Here is a 17,775-nt window from a genome sequence, read left to right as displayed (position 1 = left end):
TATGACCACATCGCAGGCTCATGTCGTGCACGCCGGGGCGGCGGAGGTCGTCGGCCTCCCCGGGGGCGGGGCGTTCACGTTGCTCACCGACGCGAGCGCCACCGGGGGCGCGCTCGGCGCCAACCGGCTCACGCTGGGGCCGGGCCGCGACGGCGCCAGGCCGCATCACCACGCGCTCTCCACCGAGTTGTTCTACGTCCTGGACGGGGCGCTGGAGTTCCTGCTCGGCGAGGAGGCGGTGACCGTCGCGACAGGCGGGCTGGTCGTCGTGCCGCCGGGGCTGGTCCACGCGTTCGGCGCGGCCCCGGGGACGGGCGCCGAGCTGCTGTCCGTCCTGACGCCGGGCGTCGAGCGGTTCGGGTACTTCCGGCAGCTCGCCAGGATCCAGCACGGCTCGGCGTCCTTCGGCAGCCTGCTGCCGGAGCAGGAGCGCTACGACGTGCACTTCGCGGACGCCGCCGCCTGGACGTCGCCGCGGAGCTCCCGATGACCGCCGCGCCCGTCGCCGTGACCGGGGCGGCGGCGATCGGGCCGGTCTCGACGGCCGTGCGGCTCGGCGGCCTGTTCGGCCCGGCGATCTTCGGCGTCACGGCCGCCGCCGTGGCCCTGCCCGAGGTCGCCGCCGAGCTGCGCGCCGGGCCCGCCCAGGTCGCCTGGATCCTGACCGCGCACGCGCTCGCGCTCGGCGTCGGCACCGCCGTGTCCGGGCGGCTGGCCGACTCCCGGGGAGCGCGCCTCACGCTGCTGATCGCCTCGCTGTCGCTCGCCGCCGGTGCGCTCGTGTGCGTCCTGGCGCCGTCCCTCGGCGTCCTGGTCGCCGGGCGGCTGCTGCTGGCCGCCGGGTCCGGCGGCGCGTCGGCGGTCGCCGTCGCGCTGCTCGCGGGCGTGGCCCCCGGGGAGCGCCCGCGCGTGCTCGCCGGGTACGGCGTCGTCCTGGCGCTCTTCGCCTCCGGCGCGACGCTGCTCGGCGGGCTGGTGACGACCGGGCTGAGCTGGCGCGCCGCCCTCGTGCTGCCGGTGCTGTCGGTCCTGGCCGTGCCGTTCTGCCTGCGCCTGGCCGTGCGGCCCGGCTCGCGCCGCCCGCTCGACGTCACCGGGGCCGCCGCGCTGACCGTGACCGTGAGCACGCTGATCGTGCTCATCCAGGCCAGGACGCTCAAGCTCGGCCTCCCCGTGATCCTGGCGCTCGCCGTGGTGCTCGTGCTCGCCGCCGCCGCGCTGGCCTGGTGGACCGCCCGGCGGCCGGACGGCTTCGTGCCGCGCCAGGTGATCGGCGACGGGGCCTACCGGATCGCCGCCGCGATCGGCGCGGGCGTCTTCGGCGCCCTGTTCGCCGCCATGTACGTGATCCCGCAGTTCCTGGCCGCCACGTACGGGTGGAGCGTCCTCACGGTCGGCGTGGCGCTGCTGCCCGGCGCCGTGGTCGGCGCGGTGCTGTCACGCCGCGCCGGACGCCCCGGCGCGCGCGGGGCCCGCCTGCTGCTGGGCGGCACCGCGCTGGCGGCGGCGGTCGCCCTGGCCGTCACCGCGACGGGCCGGGGAGGCCCGTGGCCCGCCGTGGCGGCGGCCTCGATGAGCCTCGCCGCGTTCGCCGTCACCCAGGTCGTGATCACCGGCGAGATGTCGGCGCGGCTGCCGCTCCCGCTGCGCGGGGCCGGGATGGGGCTGCTCAACCTGACGTTCTTCGTCGGCGGCGGCGTGGGCTCCGCCGTCGCCGGGGCGCTGTCGGACGCGATGCCGCTGCACCGCACGCTGATGGTCGTCGCCCTCTTCCCGCTCGCCGCCGCCGTGGTCGCCGTGACCCGCGCGCCTAACCGAGCTGGTCCAGCACCGGCCCCACCACGTCGTTGAGCGTGCGGGCCAGCACCGACACGGCCCGCACGGCGCTCTCCTCGACCCTGTCGTGCGGGCCCTCCGGCTCGGGCGGCAGCCCGTCGAGCGGCACCGGCACCTCGATCAGCAGGCTCGCCCGCAGGAACGGGTGCCGGGCCAGGTCACGCTGCGTCGGCTCGACGTACTGGCCGAACGTCTCCTGCCAGCCCAGCCAGCCCCGGTCGTGCCACCACGCCCGCGTCCGCGTCAGCTCGGCCGGCAGCGGCGAGACGACCCTGATCCGCGCGTTCAGCGTGCCGTCCCAGGTGTTGCGCACACAGGTCGCGTCGAGCACGCGGCGGTCCCAGCGCACGTAGCCCGGGGACAGCGACGGCGGAGTGGCCAGCCGCCAGGCCGCGCAGGCGAACCGCACCGGCGCGATGTCGCCCCAGTCGAACGCCTCCAGGCTCTTGCGCACGTGCGCCGCGTAGCGCCCGTCGCGCTCCCTGTCGAACTCCTGGTCGATCCAGAACGCCTTGGCCATGTCCTCCACCGTACGACCCGCTCAGTGTGCCGAATGCCCTGTGACGCGAGTGACACGTGTGTAGTTTTTTCACTTTATAGGTGACTAAGGAGTGACTACATGACGTCAGAACGGCTCGTGCCCGCCATGAGGAGCTGGGAAGCGGGGGACCTCGACCAGGCGGCCGTGCTGTTCCGGGAGATCGCCGCGACCGGCGACCCCGAGGCGTCACACCTGCTGGCCTCCCTGCTGGAGGAGGCCGGTGACCTCGACGGCGCCGAAGCCGCGCACCGGTCGGTGATCCAGTCGGGCGACCCGGTGTTCGGCCAGCGCTCGGCCATGGCCATGGGCCTCATGCTGGTCGCCGCCCGCGAATGGCCGGCCGCGCACCGGGTGCTGGGCATCGCCGCCGACGGCGCCGACTTCGAGGTCGCCGCGCTCGCCGAGACGGCGCTCGTCCTGGTCTGCACCGAACTGGGCGACCTCGCCGGCGCCGAAGCCGCCCTGGAACGGGCCCGCCGCTGCGACAGCCCCGCCGTCGTCGAACTCGCCGACCGCCTCGAACTGCCCGACTTCACCCCGGCCGGCACCGCCACCCCCGCCGAGCTGTACGAGGCCGCCGAGGACGAGGACGACTACCGGCGCCTCCTCACCTGCGGCGACCCCGAGACCGTGTCGCGGGCCGCGTTCCGCCTCTACCAGCACTACGCCGATGAAGAGGACTTCGAGGCCGCCCGCGAAGTGTGCGAGCACGCCATCGCCGCCGGGTCCGCCGCCCACCTCGCCACCGCGTACAAGCTGCTCGGCGCCGTGCTCGTGGACCTCGGCGAGTACGCCGAGTCCGTCGCCGCCTACGCCAGGGCCGCCGAGGACCCCCGGCCCGGCATCCGCCTGCCCGCCCTCCTCGAACAGGCCAAGGTCATCGCCCAGCTCGGCGACGAGGACGCCACCAAGGCGATCTTCCACCGGGTGATCGCCAGCGGCCAGCGCGAGTACGCCGTCGAGGCCCACGCCTGCCTGGCCCAGATGCACACCGAGGCCGGCGAGGTCACCGAGGCGCTGACCCACCTGCGCACCGTGCTCGACGCCGGCGAGTCCCGCTGGTCGTCCGTCGGCGTCACCCTCCTGTCGATGCTGGTGGACGCCCACCCCGGCGCGTACGAGGACCTCATGGAGCTGGTACGCGCCGCCGCCGGGCACCCCGACCCCGACACCGCGTACAAGGCCGGGCTGCTGCTCGACCTCGACGCCCGCCGTCAGCCCCTCCCCGACCCCGCCGAGGAACAGGCCCTCCAGGACGCCGACGCCGGCCTCGCCCGGCTGCAGGCCGGTGACCTGCCCGAAGCCCGGCGGCTCCTCCGCCGCGCCGCCGACGCCGGCGGGCCCGAACAGCCGGTACGCGCCATGGTCATGCTCGCCGAGCTGGAACTCGGCGAAGGCGACCGCGAGCAGGCCGACGAACTGCTGTCGTACGTGGCCGAAGGCGAACACGTCATGCAGGGCTTCAGCGCCACCTTCCTGCTGCACCTGCTTCGCGCCTCCGGCGACCGCCTGCACCCCGTCCTGGAGGCGATCGTCGACCACCAGCGGCTCGGCCGCGAGGAGGGCCTGCTCCGCTACCGCGCCGCCGCCCGCCACCCCGACCCCGCCGTCGCCGCCATCGGCACCGCCGTCCTCGCCCAGGTGCTCGCCTCCATCGGGTACGACCTGTCGGAGGCGGCCGGGCTCTTCCGCGAGGCCGCGGGCGGCGGCGACCCGTTCGCGCTCTCCTACACGGCGGCCGTCTTCAAGGAGATCCTCCTCGCCCACGACCGGCACGACGAGGCCGCCGACCTGCTGCGCCGCGCCCGCGCCGACGGCCACCCCGCGCTCGCCCCCTGGGTCGCGTACGCGCTCGGCGGGCTCGCCGGGGACGACCTGGCCGAGGCGCGGGCCGCGTTCACCGAGGCCCTGGAGACCCGCCACGCCGGGCTGCGCCGCGAAGCCGCCACCCGGCTGGCCCAGGTGCTCGAACGCCAGGGCGACCTCCTGGCCGCCTGCCGCCTCTACGAGCGCGTCCCCGGGGCCCGCAACGCCGCCCTCCTCGGGCTCACCCGGCTCCGCCTCGACGACCTCGACGGCGCCCGCGCCGCCTTCGCCCAGCTCCCGGCCCCCTCTGCCGACGCCGACGCTGCCGACGCCTCCGAGGCCGCGGACGGCGGCGAGCTGGGGCGGTTCGGCCGGAGCCTGCTGGAGCGGGACTTCGCCGCCGCCGAACGCGCGATGACCGCGCTGCCCTCCGAGGGCGGCCTCTGGATGGCCACCCTGCTGGCCATGCAGGCCGCCCACGCCTGGCAGCGGACCGGCGACCCCGCCGCCGCCGGGGCCGCACTCACGCTGGTGCTGACGGCCGGGCAGGAGGAGAGCCGCCAGGAGGCCGCCCTGTACCTGGCCGCCCTGCGCGACGACGCCGGTGACACGCGGGGCGCGATCGCCGCGTGGGAGCTCGCCGCCACCGGCGACGACCCCGCCCTCGCCGCCACGGCCCTCCGCGCCGCCGGCCACGCCCTGCTGACCCACCCCACCCCCACCCCCACTGGGGGGACACCAGAGGAGGAGGCGGCCACCCCCTCCGGGGAGGCGGCCCTCTTTGGCGGGCCGGTGGCCACCGGGGGGACGCCCCAAGGGCCGCTGGCCTCCGGCCTTCCCGCCGTGGGGACGGCCGCGGAGGTGGCGGCCGTCCCCTCCGGAGAGGCGGGTCCCTTCGGTGAAAGACAGGGGTGGGAGGAGGCGGTCGGGGCGTTTGAGAGGGCGTTGGAGGTGGAGCCGGGGGATCAGCGGGCCGTGCTGGGGCTGGGGGAGGCGCTGGTGGCGGCGGGGCGGACGGAGCGGGCCGGGGAGGTGCTGGCGGAGGCGTTCGGGAGCGGGGCGCCGCTGCATCTGGCCGCCTTCCTGCGGGCGTACGGGCACCGGGACGAGGCGGTCGCCGTGGCCGGCGAGCTGGCGGTCCGGGAGCCGGGGGAGGCGCCGGTGGCCGAGGGGGCGAGGCTGCTGGGGGAGATGCTGGCCGAGGCGGGGGAGACGGCGGGGGCGCGGGAGGCGTTCGAGCGGGCGGTCGCGGCGGACCCGGAGGGGGCGGGGGCGACGCTGGTGTGCGCCGGGGTCAGCCTGGAGCGGGCGGGCGATGCCGAGGGGGCGCGGATGGCGTTCGAGGGGGCGGCGCGGGACGCCGACCCGTGGGCGGCGCGCGCGGGGCGGGCCCGGCTGGGCACGGCGAGCGCGGAGGAGCTGCCGTGGGGGCTGCTGGCGCTGGGGGACGAGGAGGGCGCGCTGGCCGCGCTGACCGGGACGGCCGGCAGCCGGGAGGCGGCGGAGCTGACGCTGGCGCTGCACCGCGAGGACGTCGCCACCGTGCGGCGGCTGCTGACCGCGCGCCCGTCGGCGGAGGTGTTCGCCGGGACGCTGCGGGCGGCGGCCGAGCGGGGGGAGGCGGCCGAGGAGCTGTACCGGCTGGTCGTCGAGCTGGCGGAGCCGGCCGTGGCGGCGGAGGCCAGGGTGGGGCTGGGCCGGCTGCTGTCGGACGACGGCCGGCACTGCCGGGCCGAGCTGTGCCTGCTGCCCGCGACGGAGGAGGCGGCCACGGCGGGGGCGGCGTGGCGCGCGGTCGGGACCGCCCGGCGGCGGCGCGGGGATCTGACGGGTGCGGTGGAAGCCGTGCGTGAGGCGATGCCGGACGCGGCCGTACAGCTCGCGGAGCTGCTGGAGGAGCTCGGGGACGCGGACGGCGCGCGGGCGGCGCTGGGCGAGGGCGCCGCGGCGGGTGACCTGGAGAGCCTGCGTCACCTGCTGGTGCACCTGCTGGAGCGGGGCGAGTACGACGCGATCCCGGCGCAGGCGGAGCGCGCCGTGGCGACGGGTGATCCGCAGACCGTGGCGATGGGTCACTGGGTGTGGGGTGACGCCTGCCGGTCCACGGGTGACCTGACGGATGCGGTGAAGCTGTACCGGCTGGCGATGGAGGCGGGGGACCCGGACGTGGTGCCGGGTGTGCGCGGCGACCTGGCGCAGGCGCTGCGGGCGCGGGGTGACGGCGGCGCGGCGGCCGAGCAGGCGTGGCTGGCGATCGAGACCGGCGACCCGGATACCGCGGCGCGGGCGGGCGTCAACCTGGGCTGCTGGCTGCACGAGGATGGCGACCCGCTGGGCGCGGCCGACGCCTTCGCCGCCGCGCTCCAGGCGAGTGACCAGCCGGGGGAGCCGCAGGGGGCGGCGGGGACCGCGCTCGGGAACCTCGCCGTGCTCGCGCGGCAGGCCGCCGGGCGGGGCGAGCACCAGCTCGCCGCGCAGGTGCTGTCGCGGATGGGACGGCACGCGGGCGAGACGGCGCGCGAGCTCGGGGCGGCGTGCGACGATCCGGCGGCCGTGCGGGGCTACTTCGAGCTGGCCGGGCACGGCCCGGTGACGGAGCTGGAGATCGCCGGGCGGCTGGCGGAGCTGGGGCGGACGGCGGAGGCGCGGGCGGTGTACGAACGGCTGGGCGGTGACGAGGACCCGGACGTGCGGTTCGTGGCGGGAGGCAGGCTGCTGGAGCTGCTGGATGAGCAGGGCGACGAGGACGCCTTCTACAGCCTGGCCGAGCGGCAGGCGGGTGACGCCGCGAGCCCGGCGCGGGCGATGTTCGGCAGCCTGCTCGGCATGCTGCAGGAGCGCCAGGGTGACACGGAGGCGTCGCTGCGGACGTTGCGGGCGGCGGCGGGGTCGGGCGCGCCGCCCGCGCTGGCGGCGCTCGCGCAGGCGCTGGTCGGCGACGGTCAGGTGGCGGAGGCCAGGCGGGTGTACGAGCGCGTCGTCGCCGGCGAGGACGCGGAGCTGGCCGTTCGGGCGATGGTGGCGATCGGGCACACCTATCACGACGACGATCCGGGCCTGGCCAGGGAGTGGTACGTCCGGGCGGTCGAGTCGGGGGCGGGGCACGCGAGCGCGCTGGGCGCGATGTACCTGGGCGCGCTGGCCAAGCGGGAGCGCGACTTCCCCGAGGCGCTCGGCTGGTACCAGCGGGTGATCGACGCGGGCGACCCGGAGTCGGGCATGGCTGCGGCGCATCTGGGCGAGCTGTGCTACTGGCTGGGCGATCTCGACGGCGCGCTGCGCTACTACGAGCTGACGCTGAGCTTGACGGACCGGCCGGAGCTGGTCGCGGAGGCGGCCTGCCGGGCGGGCGAGATCCGCTACCGGCACGGTGACCTGGCCGCCGCGGGGGTGCTGCTGGCCCGGGCGGTGGAGACGGGGGACGAGACGTTCGCCGGGGAGGCGGAGGCGCTGCTCGGTAAACTTGCGGTTAATTAAATGACGTCATAGTCTCATCCAGTCAAACATTTAGGGGTGAGGCTGATGGGCAAGGCAGGACGACCGCCCCTGGACCCGGCGCGCCAGCTCGAACGGGCGCACCGGATCCTCGACGCGGCAGCCGAGCTGATCCTGCGCTGGGGCTACGACAAGACCACGATCGACGACGTGGCCGGGCAGGCCGGGGTCGCCAAGGGCACCATCTACCTGCACTGGCGCACGCGCGACGCGCTCTTCTCCGCGCTGCTGCGCCGCGAGCGGGTGCTGATGGTCCAAGAGGTGCGCGAGGCGGCCCCGGCCACGCTCCGGGAGCTGGTCGGCGCGCTCGCCGCCGCGCTGCTGGGGCGCCCGCTGATGAGGGCGCTGCTCGTCGGCGACCGCGAGGTGCTGGGCAAGCTCCGCGCGCTGAAGCAGGACAGCCCGGCGACCCCGCTGCTCAGCGACGCCTTCGAGGACTACCTCGGCAGGCTCGACCGGCAGGGCGTGCTCCGCCCCGGCCTGACCGGCCAGGAACGGCTCACGGTCCTCGGGTCGGTGCTCTACGGTTTCGTGATCTCGCAGCCGATGATGCCCGAGCCGCCGGCCGCCGACCGGCTCGCGGAGCTGATCGCCGACACCGCCGACCGGGCGCTGTGCGCCGACGGGCCGCCCGGCGACGCCGCCGAGATCGCCCGCGCCACCCTGGACTACCTCGACTCCGTCGAGGCGATCGCCCGCGGCAAGCTGGCAGGCTCCCTCGGCCTTGAGGAGGTGTGACGTGCGGACCGTGCTCCCCCTCGGCGACGAAGCCGCCGACCTCGCCACGGCGGGCGGCAAGGGCGCGTCGCTGGCGAAGCTAACCAGGGCCGGGCTGCCCGTCCCCGGCGGCTTCCACATCACCACCGGCGCCTACCGCGCGTTCGTGTCGGCCTTCCGCGACGAGATCGACCCGGGCGACCCCGCCGCCGTCGCGGAGCTGTTCGCCCGGCACGAGATCCCCGGCGACCTGGCCGCGAGCATCAGGGCCGCCTACGAGGCGCTGGGCGACGGGCTGGGCGACGGGCTGGGCGACGGGCTGGGCGACGGGCTGGGCGACGGCGTGCCGGTGGCGGTGCGGTCGTCGGCGACGGCCGAGGACCTGCCGGGCATGTCGTTCGCCGGCCAGCAGGACACCTACCTCAACATCCGGGGCGACGGCCTGCTCGACGCCGTCAGGCGGTGCTGGGCCTCGCTGTGGAACGCCCGCGCGATCGCCTACCGCGAGCGGAACGGCGTCCCGCACGACGACGTGGCGCTGGCCGTCGTCGTCCAGGAGCTGGTGGACGCCGACGCCGCGGGCGTCATGTTCACCGCCAACCCCGTCACCGGGGCGCTCGGCGAGACCGTGATCAACGCGTCCTGGGGGCTCGGCGAGGCGGTCGTGGGCGGCCAGGTGACCCCCGACACGGTCGTGGTGACCTCGGGCGCCGTGACGGAGGCCCGTACCGGGGACAAGGCCGTGATGACCGTGCGGACCGAGGGCGGCACCGAGGAGCGGCCGGTCCCCGAGGAGCTGCGGCGGGCGGCGGTGCTCGACGAGGCGCAGGCCGTCGAGCTGGCCGCGCTCGGCGCGCGGGTGCAGGAGCTGTACGGCACGCCCATGGACGTGGAGTGGGTCCGGCGCGACGGCGCGTTCGCGATCGTCCAGGCCCGCCCGGTCACCGGCGTCAAGCCGCGCACCGAGGAGTGGAACGACAGCCTCAGGGGCGACTACCTGTGGACCGGCGGCAACCTCGGCGAGGCCATCCCCGACGTGATGACGCCCGCGACCTGGTCGTTCGTGCGGATGTTCATCCACGAGGCGATGTCGGCCTCCACGCTGCCCGGCTTCGACCTGGTCGGCAACATCGGCGGACGCTTCTACATGAACCTCAGCGTGACGTTCTCCGTCGCCCGCGCGCTCGGCATGTCGGGCCGGCTGAGCGCCGTGGAGCAGGTGTTCGGCAGGCTGCCGGCCGGGCTGGAGCCGCCCATGCTCGACGTCTCCCGGTGGCGGATCGTCAAGGCGGTCGTGCCGATGGCGCTGGCCATCCGCAAGCGGGTGCGCGAGCACCTGCGGGCCATGCCCGCCTTCCTGGCCGGGGCCGCCCGGCGCGGCGAGGAGCTGCGCGGACGGGTCGCCGCCACCGCCACGCCCGCCGAGCTGGCCGTGCTCTGGTCACGCGAGATCGAGCCGTACTTCGTCACCGCCTGCCGCATGCTGGAGGCCGCCGGGCGGCAGGGCGGCTCGACGCTCGTCTACACGCGCGACAACCTGCGCAGGCTGGTGGGCGAGGCCGACGCCGAGGCCATGCTGACCGGCGTCAACAGCGACGGCGAGCTGGCCAGCCTCGGCCTGCTCACCGGGCTCGGCCGGCTGGCCAGGGGCGAGATCACCAGGGACGAGTTCGCCCGCGCCTACGGGCACCGCGGGCCGCACGAGTTCGAGGTGTCGATGCCGCGTCCCGGCGAGGACCCCGGCTGGATCGACGCTCAGCTCGCCGGGCTGCGCGACCTGCGCGAGGACACCCGGGAGCTGCTCGCCCGCCAGGAGAAGGCCCGCGAGGCCGCCTGGGCGCGCTTCGCCGAGCGCCATCCGCGCAGGCTCGCCGGGATGCGGGCCAGGGTGCGCCGGTGGAACGCGGTGGTGCGCGACCGGGAGGCCACGCGGTCGGAGGTCATCCGGGCGTTCTGGGTGCTGCGCGCCTTCGTGGTGCGTGCCGGTGAGCTGACCGGGCACGGCGACGCGCTGTTCTTCCTGGCGGTGGAGGAGATCCTCGACGTGCTCGGCGGTGACGCCGCCCCTCTGGCGAACGTCCCCGTACGGCGTGCCACCTACGAGCGTTACGCGGCGCTGCCGCCGTACCCGGCGCTGATCGTCGGCCGGTTCGACCCGGTGCGCTGGGCGGCCGACCCGGACCGGCGCGCCGACCTGTACGACGCGCGCGGCGGCGGCACGCCGGTCAGCGACACGGTGACCGGCTTCCCCGGGGCTCCCGGCGTCGTCGAGGGCGTGGCCCGGGTGCTGTCGGGGCCGGAGGACGGCGACCGGCTCAAGCCGGGCGAGATCCTGGTGACCACGCTGACGAACGTCGGCTGGACGCCCATGTTCCCGCGTGCCGCCGCCGTGGTGACCGACATGGGCGCGCCTCTGTCGCACGCCTCGATCGTGGCCCGCGAGCTCGGCATCCCGGCCGTGGTCGGCACCGGCAACGCCACCATGCGGCTGCGCGACGGCGACCGGATCCGGGTGGACGGCGAGCGGGGCACGGTGGACCTGTTGGGGGGCTGACAGGAGTGGCTGAAAGCCCGCATACGTGTATAACTGCGCCATGCGGACCATCAGCGTTCCTGTCGACATCAAGGCGTCCCCCGAGCGGGTGTGGGAGGTCATCGCCGACTTCGCCGCCTACCGGGAGTGGAACCCGTTCATCCGGGAGGCGGCCGGCGAGGCCCGGGAGGGCACCACGCTCACGCTGCGGATGTTCCCCGAAGGAGGCAGGCCGATGAGCTTCCGCCCCAAGGTCCTGCGCGCCGAGCCGGGGCGGGAGCTGCGCTGGCTGGGCAACCTCATCGTGCCCGGCCTGTTCGACGGCGAGCACGCCTTCGAGCTGAGCGCGACCGGTGACGGCACGCGGATGGTGCAGAGCGAGCGGTTCAGCGGCCTCCTCGTGCCTCTCTTCGGCAAGGTCGTCTCGCGGGCGGAGGGCGACTTCGCCCGGCTGAACGAGGCCCTGCGCCGGCGGGCCGAGGAGACCTGACGGGCCGGGCCCCCGGCGTCCGGGGGCCCGGCGGGTCACAGGCCGTTGGCCGCGACCACGTCCCGATACCAGTGGGCGCTGTCCTTCCAGGTGCGCTCCATCGTGTCGCGGTCGACGCGGACGACGCCGAACCGCTTGGCGTAGCCGTGCGCCCACTCGAAGTTGTCCATCAGCGACCACAGGAAGTAGCCGCGCACGTCGGCCCCGCCCTTGATCGCCTCCAGCACGGCCGTCAGGTGCCGACGCAGGTAGTCGACGCGGTCGGCGTCGTGCACCCGGCCGTCGGCGCCGACCGGGTCGGGGAACGCGGCGCCGTTCTCGGTGATCATGACGGGCAGCGCGGGGTAGTCGCGGCGCAGCCGCAGCAGCAGCTCCGTCAGGCCGGTCTCGTCGATGTTCCACCCCATCTCGGTGTACGGGCCGGGCTGGCGGACGAACTCGACGTCCTCGCAGCCGATCCACGGTGACGCCGTGCCGTCCGCGTGCCCGTCGGCCGTGTCGCGCGCGCCGCCCCTGTCCCACTGGCGTACCAGGATCGGGTTGTAGTAGTTGATCCCCAGCACGTCGAGCGGCGCGGCGGCGGTGGCCTCGTCGCCGTCGCGCACGAACGACCAGTCGGTCACCGAGGCGGTGTCGTCGATGAGGTCGCGCGGGTAGGCGCCGTCGAGCATCGGCCCGAGGAAGGCCCGGTTGGCCACCGCGTCGACGCGCCGGACGGCGTCGGCGTCACGCTCGGACACGCCGCGCGTGTGGTGCAGGTTGAGCGTCACCGACACCTGCGCCGTGGCCGGGATCACCTCGCGCAGCGCGCGGGCGGCCAGGCCGTGGCCGAGGTTGAGGTGGTGCAGCGCGGCCAGGGCGGCGGCCGGGTCGGTGCGGCCGGGGGCGTGCACGCCGGAGGCGTAGCCGAGGTAGGCCGAGCACCACGGCTCGTTCAGCGTGATCCAGGTGTGCACCCGGTCGCCCAGGGCCTCGCCCATGCGGCGCGCGTACTCGCCGAACCGGAGCGCGGTGTCGCGGGCCGGCCAGCCGCCGGCGTCCTCCAGCTCCTGGGGCAGGTCCCAGTGGTAGAGCGTGGCCACGGGGGCGATGCCGCGCTCGCGCAGGCCGTCGACCAGGCGGGAGTAGAAGCTGAGCCCGGCCTGGTTGAGCCGGTCGCCGCCGCCGGGCAGCACGCGCGGCCAGGAGATGGAGAACCGGTAGGCGCCCACGCCGAGCCCGGCCAGGATGTCGAGGTCCTCGTCGAGGCGGTGGTAGTGGTCGCAGGCGAGGTCGCCGGTGTCGCCGCCGGTCACCAGGCCGGGCGTGTGGGAGAAGGTGTCCCAGATCGAGGGGCCGCGGCCGTCCTCGTTCCAGGCGCCCTCGACCTGGTAGGCGGCCGTGGCCGTGCCCCACAGGAAGTCGTCGGGGAAGGTGGGCATGGGGGGTCACTCCTCGGTGGTCAGGACGATCTCGATCTGATCAGTGTCGCCGCCGGCGGTGACGCGCACACCCGGGTGCGTCCCGCCGCCGGCGGTCACGTCGTGGGCCGCGTGGGCGTACGCGCCCCGGGTCCCCGGGCGCATCCGCCAGTAGCCGTCCTTGAACTTCATGTCGTCCGTCTCCGAGGGGATCAGCAGGGCCGCAGCGCCACGACGTCCTGCGGGGCGAGCGTGACGTGGCCGGCCACGGCGGACCCGGTCAGCAGGTCCTCCGACGGCTCGGGAACGGGCACGCGCACGGCGCCGCCGCCGTGGTTGAGCAGGAACAGCACGGGGCCGCGCCGTACCGCCTCGACGCCGGGCGGCAGGCCGGGCAGCACGCCGGTGACGCCCGCGTCGGCGAGCAGCCGGCCGGTCAGCTCGCCCAGCGCGTCCTGATCGGGCAGCGTCGCCAGGTACCAGGCGGCGCCGTCGCCGGTCGCGTGCCGCAGCACGGCCGGGCCGCCGTCGTCGAAGGCCGCGACCGTCTCGGCGCCCTCCGCGCGCACGAGCTCCGTCCAGGTGTGCGCGGTGAACGCGCCGCCGTCGCTCCAGCGGCAGCCGACCGGCCCGTCGACGGGCCGCCACTCCTCGCCGGACGCGCCCAGCGCCTCGCGCAGCGGCGCCGGGAAGCGGCCGGTGCGGACGTGCGCCCGTGGATCGACGATCCCGGAGAACGGCCCGACCAGGAGCACGCCGCCGCCGCGCGCGTACGCGGTGAGCGAGGCGGCGTCGCGGTCGCTGATCAGGAACAGGTTCGGCACCACGACCAGCGCGTATCGGGACAGGTCGGCGGACGGCGGGACCACGTCGGCGCTCACCCCGCGCTCCCACAGCGGCCGGTAGTGCGCCAGCAGCCGCTCGACCGGGTCGAGCCGGTCGCTGGGCAGGTCGCCCTCCTCCAGCGCCCACCAGCTCGGCCAGTCGTGCACGAGCGCCACCCGCGACTCCACCCGGGCGCCCGCCACGCCGGCCAGCCGGCGCAGCTCGGCGCCGTGCGCGCGGACCTCGGCGTGCAGCCGCGTGTCCGGCCCGGCGTGCGGCACCATCGCGGCGTGGAAGCGCTCCGCGCCGGACCGCGAGGCCCGCCACTGGAAGTAGCACGAGCCGTCGGCGCCGTGCGCCACCGCCTGCAGCGACTCCAACCGCAGCCGGCCGGGCGGCTTGGGGAGGTTGTGCGGGCGCCAGTTGACCGCCGAGGTGGCCTGCTCCATGAGCATCCACGGCCGCCCGCCCGCCAGGCCGCGCATCAGGTCGTGGGTCAGCGCGGCGCGCACGGCCGCCAGCGGGTCGGCCGGGTCAGGGTAGTGGTCGTCGGAGACCACGTCCTCCTCGGGCGCCCAGGTCCAGTAGTCGACGGGCTTGAAGAAGCCCATGAAGTTCGTGGTGACGGGGATGTCCGGGGTGCGGGCGCGCAGCACGTCGCGCTCGGCCCGGAAGTGCGCGAGCAGCGCGTCGGAGCCGAACCGCCGGTGGTCGAGCCGCTGCGACGGGTTGACCAGGTACGGCGTGCGGCGCGGGGTGAGGATCTCGTCCCAGTCGCTGTAGCGCTGGCTCCAGAACGCGGTGCCCCACGCCTCGTTGAGCGCGTCCAGGTCGCCGTAGCGCTCGCGCAGCCAGGCGCGGAAGGCGGCCGCCGCGTCGTCGCAGTGGCAGAACTGCCCGTACTCGTTGCCCACGTGCCACATCGCCAGCGCCGGATGCCCGGCGTAGCGGTCGGCCAGGTCGCTCACCAGGGCCAGCGCCCGCTCCCGGTAGACCGGCGAGGACACGCAGAACTGGTTGCGCGCCCCCCACCAGAGCCGGTGCCCCGACTCGTCCACCGGCAGGGTCTCCGGCCACCGGCGCCCCATCCACGGCGGCGGCGAGGCGGTCGGCGTGGCCAGGTCCACCGCGATCCCGGCCCCGGCCAGCAGGTCGAGCACCCGGTCCAGCCAGCCGAAGTCACGCGCGCCCGGCTCCGGCTCGATCCGCGCCCAGCTGAACACGCCGACGGTGACCAGGTTGACCCCGGACGTCCGCATCAGCTCGGCGTCCTCCCGCCAGACCTCCTCCGGCCACTGCTCGGGGTTGTAGTCGCCGCCGAAGAGCAGGCCGCGCCCGTCCGTCAGGGAGTGCAGGCCGGGGCGGGTCACCGGGCGGCCGATCCGCGGGCGGCGGGCGCCGCGGAGCTGTCGCCGACGACCAGCCGGCAGGGCACCAGCCGCTGCCGGGGCTCCCGGTCGCCGTCCTCCAGCCGGTCGATGAGCATGCCGGCGCCGAGCCGGCCCAGCTCGGCGCTCGGCGGCTCCAGCGTGGTCAGCCGGGGGTGGAACATCTCGGCCACCCGCGACGACGACAGCACCAGCATCAGCGTCAGGTCGCGGGGGACGCGCCCGCCCCGCGCGGCCACGGCGGAGATCACCCCGACGGCGGCCTGGTCGCTCATCACGGCCAGCGCGGTCACCTCCGGGTGGGCGGCCACGAGCCGCCCGTACGCCTCGCGGCCCTCGTCGGCCGTGGAGGCCCGCAGGTCGCCCACGTAGCCGAGCCCCGCCTCCGCCGCCGCGGCGGCGAACTCCCCGGCGGCCCGGATCGCCGGGCCGTACTGCTCCGCGTAGGCGCCGGGGGCGTGGCCGAAGAACGCCAGCGAGCGGTGCCCGAGCCCGGCCACGTGGGCGACGGCGTCGGCGGCCGTCCTGGCGAAGTCGATGTCGGCGTGGTCGACGCCGTCCGGCTCGCGGGTGCGGCCGATCATGGCGACCGGCACCCCGGCCCCGGCCAGCCACTCCACCCGCTCGTCGTCGAGCTTGACCTCCATCACGAGCACGCCGTCGACCAGGCCGAGCCCGGTCAGGTGGCGCAGCTCCTCGACCGGGTCGTCGCGCTCGGGGGAGAGGAGCAGGTGGTAGCCGCGTTCCTTGGCCGCCTCGGCCGCCGCGGTGGCGAACTGCATCTCGGTCAGGCCGAAGCCGTGGTGCGGGGCCGGGAACAGCAGCGCCAGGATGCGCGTGCGCTTGCTCACCAGGCCGCGGGCCAGCGCGTTCGGCCGGTAGCCGAGGTCGGCCGCCGCCTGCTCGATCCGCCTCCTGGTCTCCGCCGCCACCGGGCGGGTGCCGTTCAGCGCGGCCGAGGCCGTGCTGACCGCCACCCGCGCCCGCTCGGCCACCTCACGTAGCGAACTCATCACACCCCGGCCCGGATCAGCGTGTCGAAACGTTTCGCATGAACGTATTGGCCGGTTTGTGGTGATGTCAACGGTGGGTGAAGAGGCTCAGGGTTCGATGAGCCCCGCGCGGATCGCGTAACGGGTGAGCTCCAGCCGGTCGCGCATGCCGAGCTTGCCGAGCACGTTCGCGCGGTGCCGGTCGACGGTCTTGACGCTGATCACCAGCAGGTCCGCGATCTCTTTGGAGGAGTGCCCTTCGGCGATGAGCTTGACGATCTCCTCCTCGCGCGGCGTCAGGATGCTGGCCGGCAGGCTCTCGCGCTGGTCGTCACGGCGCAGGTAGTCGCGGATCAGCGCGGTGACCGCGCCCGGGTAGAGGAAGGGCTCGCCGCGCATAGCCGCCCGGCACGCCTCCAGCAGGTCGCGGTCGGCCACCGACTTGAGCACGTAACCGCTGGCCCCGGCCCGGAGCGACTCGAACAGGTACTGCTCGTTGTCGTACATCGACAGCATGAGCAGCCGGACCTCCGGCGCCCGCCGGGAGATCTCCCTGGCCGCCTGGATGCCGGTCATGCGCGGCATCGCGATGTCCAGGATCGCCAGGTCGACGCCCTCGGTGGCCAGCTCGACCGCCTCGGCGCCGTTGCCCGCCTCGGCCACCACCGTCAGGTCGGGCTCGGCGTCCAGGATGAGCCGCAGGCCCTGGCGCACCAGGGCGTGGTCGTCGGCGAGCAGGATGCGGGTGGGTGCCACGATCGGTCAGTCCCCTTCCTCGACCGGTACGGCCAGGCGTACGGCGGTGCCGCCCTCGGGCGGATGCTCGATGGACAGCCGGGCGCCGATCAGCAGCGCGCGCTCACGCATGCCGATGATGCCCGCGCCCTCGTGGATCGGGCCGCCGCGCCCGTCGTCCACGATCGACAGCAGCACCCCGCCGGGCCGCCTGACCAGCGACAGCTCCACCCGCGACGCGCCGGCGTGGCGGGCGACGTTGGTCAGCCCCTCCTGCGCGATGCGGTAGACGACCAGCTCCGCCTCGCCGCCCAGCGGCGGCAGCCGCGCGTCGAGGCGGCGGGTCACGGGCACGCCGGGGAAGTCGGCGGCCAGCGCGTTGAGCGCGCTGATCAGGCCCAGGTCCTCCAGCACGCCGGGCCGCAGCCGCCTGGCCACCTGCCGCACCTCGTCCAGGCTGGAGCGTACCGTCTCCTGGATCGTGCGCAGCTCCTCGCGCAGGTCGTCGGGGGCCCGGTCGGCGGTCCGCTTGAGCGCGAGGAGCACCACGGTCAGGCTCTGGCCGATCTCGTCGTGCAGCTCGCGGGCGATGCGCTGCCGCTCGCCCTCCTGCGCGGCCAGGGCGTGCGCGCTGGCCGCCGTCCGCTCGGCCTCCAGCCGGTCGAGCATCGCGTTGAACGTGCGCACCACGTCGGTGAGGTCGCCGTTGCCCCCGTCGGGCATCCGGTCGGTGGGGCGCAGCAGGTCGACCCGGCGCATCAGCGCGGTGAGCGCGCCGAGCGGCGCCAGGCTGCGGCGCAGCAGCAGCGCGTTGGCCGCCATGATCAGTGCCAGGCCGACGATCAGCACCGGGATCTCGGTCACCCGCACCAGCGGGGACACGGTGGCGGGGGAGAGGGCCAGCACCAGCGTCCCGGCGGTGAACACCAGCCCGTTGATCGCGATCACCCGCCGGAACAGCGCCTGCACGGGGCTCCGCCGTTGGTCGCTCATGCCCCCCAGCCTCACCGTCGGACG

At 75.6% G+C, this 17,775-nt stretch carries 13 protein-coding genes; 6 read left to right on the top strand and 7 right to left on the bottom strand.

The window, feature by feature from the left end; all coding sequences use genetic code 11:
* Window position 1 precedes the first annotated feature (1 nt).
* Both AB0J53_RS21760 and AB0J53_RS21755 read left to right on the top strand, forming a co-directional pair.
* A complete protein-coding gene (locus AB0J53_RS21760; RefSeq protein WP_364174986.1) occupies window positions 2-490 on the top strand; it encodes a cupin domain-containing protein in 489 nt (162 codons plus the stop codon).
* Window positions 487-1,851, top strand: coding sequence for an MFS transporter (locus tag AB0J53_RS21755; RefSeq protein ID WP_364174983.1), 1,365 nt, complete (start codon window positions 487-489; stop codon window positions 1,849-1,851). Before AB0J53_RS21760 ends, AB0J53_RS21755 begins: the two co-directional genes overlap by 4 nt.
* Here AB0J53_RS21755 and AB0J53_RS21750 read toward each other — a convergent pair.
* Window positions 1,811-2,356, bottom strand: coding sequence for a hypothetical protein (locus AB0J53_RS21750; RefSeq protein WP_364174980.1), 546 nt, complete (start codon window positions 2,354-2,356; stop codon window positions 1,811-1,813). The two genes, AB0J53_RS21755 and AB0J53_RS21750, sit on opposite strands and share 41 nt — an antisense overlap.
* Window positions 2,357-2,455: 99 nt before the next feature.
* Between AB0J53_RS21750 and AB0J53_RS21745 the strand changes: the two genes are divergently transcribed.
* From AB0J53_RS21745 to AB0J53_RS21730, 4 genes are read left to right on the top strand one after another with little or no spacing between them, the layout of a single operon-like run.
* Complete coding sequence (locus AB0J53_RS21745) at window positions 2,456-7,660, top strand: tetratricopeptide repeat protein (protein WP_364174977.1); 5,205 nt, start codon at window positions 2,456-2,458, stop codon at window positions 7,658-7,660.
* 45 nt (window positions 7,661-7,705) lie between these two features.
* Window positions 7,706-8,416: a helix-turn-helix domain-containing protein gene (locus AB0J53_RS21740; protein ID WP_364174974.1), complete on the top strand. Its 711-nt coding sequence runs from the start codon at window positions 7,706-7,708 to the stop codon at window positions 8,414-8,416.
* Window position 8,417: 1 nt separating this feature from the next.
* Window positions 8,418-10,949, top strand: coding sequence for a PEP/pyruvate-binding domain-containing protein (locus AB0J53_RS21735; RefSeq protein WP_364174971.1), 2,532 nt, complete (start codon window positions 8,418-8,420; stop codon window positions 10,947-10,949).
* A gap of 40 nt (window positions 10,950-10,989) precedes the next feature.
* Complete coding sequence (locus AB0J53_RS21730) at window positions 10,990-11,418, top strand: SRPBCC domain-containing protein (protein WP_364174968.1); 429 nt, start codon at window positions 10,990-10,992, stop codon at window positions 11,416-11,418.
* A gap of 35 nt (window positions 11,419-11,453) precedes the next feature.
* On the opposite strand, the gene AB0J53_RS21725 is transcribed toward AB0J53_RS21730, so the two are convergent.
* The 6 genes from AB0J53_RS21725 to AB0J53_RS21700 all read right to left on the bottom strand — a co-directional run bounded on the left by AB0J53_RS21725 (window position 11,454) and on the right by AB0J53_RS21700 (window position 17,751).
* Window positions 11,454-12,839 (bottom strand): GH1 family beta-glucosidase, encoded by a 1,386-nt coding sequence (locus AB0J53_RS21725; protein WP_364174965.1) that lies wholly within the window; start codon window positions 12,837-12,839, stop codon window positions 11,454-11,456.
* 6 nt (window positions 12,840-12,845) lie between these two features.
* Window positions 12,846-13,010 carry a hypothetical protein gene (locus tag AB0J53_RS21720; protein ID WP_364174963.1) on the bottom strand — a complete coding sequence of 55 codons (165 nt, stop codon included), beginning with the start codon at window positions 13,008-13,010 and terminating at the stop codon, window positions 12,846-12,848.
* Window positions 13,011-13,030: 20 nt separating this feature from the next.
* A complete protein-coding gene (locus AB0J53_RS21715) occupies window positions 13,031-15,013 on the bottom strand; it encodes a beta-galactosidase (RefSeq protein WP_364174961.1) in 1,983 nt (660 codons plus the stop codon).
* On the bottom strand, window positions 15,010-16,044 hold the full coding sequence (locus AB0J53_RS21710) for a LacI family DNA-binding transcriptional regulator (RefSeq protein ID WP_364174958.1): 1,035 nt from the start codon (window positions 16,042-16,044) through the stop codon (window positions 15,010-15,012). The genes AB0J53_RS21715 and AB0J53_RS21710 overlap by 4 nt, the downstream gene beginning before the upstream one ends.
* Window positions 16,045-16,131: 87 nt before the next feature.
* Entirely contained in the window at window positions 16,132-16,782 is a 651-nt protein-coding gene (locus AB0J53_RS21705) for a response regulator transcription factor (protein ID WP_219508055.1), read from the bottom strand.
* Between the two features lie 3 nt (window positions 16,783-16,785).
* Window positions 16,786-17,751 (bottom strand): histidine kinase, encoded by a 966-nt coding sequence (locus AB0J53_RS21700; protein WP_219508035.1) that lies wholly within the window; start codon window positions 17,749-17,751, stop codon window positions 16,786-16,788.
* Between the last annotated feature and the right edge of the window lie 24 nt (window positions 17,752-17,775).

The organism is Nonomuraea sp. NPDC049725, assembly GCF_040674795.1.
Lineage (GTDB): Bacteria > Actinomycetota > Actinomycetes > Streptosporangiales > Streptosporangiaceae > Nonomuraea > Nonomuraea ceibae.
The sequence above is the reverse complement of the archived record's forward strand: the minus strand, read 5'-3'. Positions and strand labels throughout refer to the sequence as shown.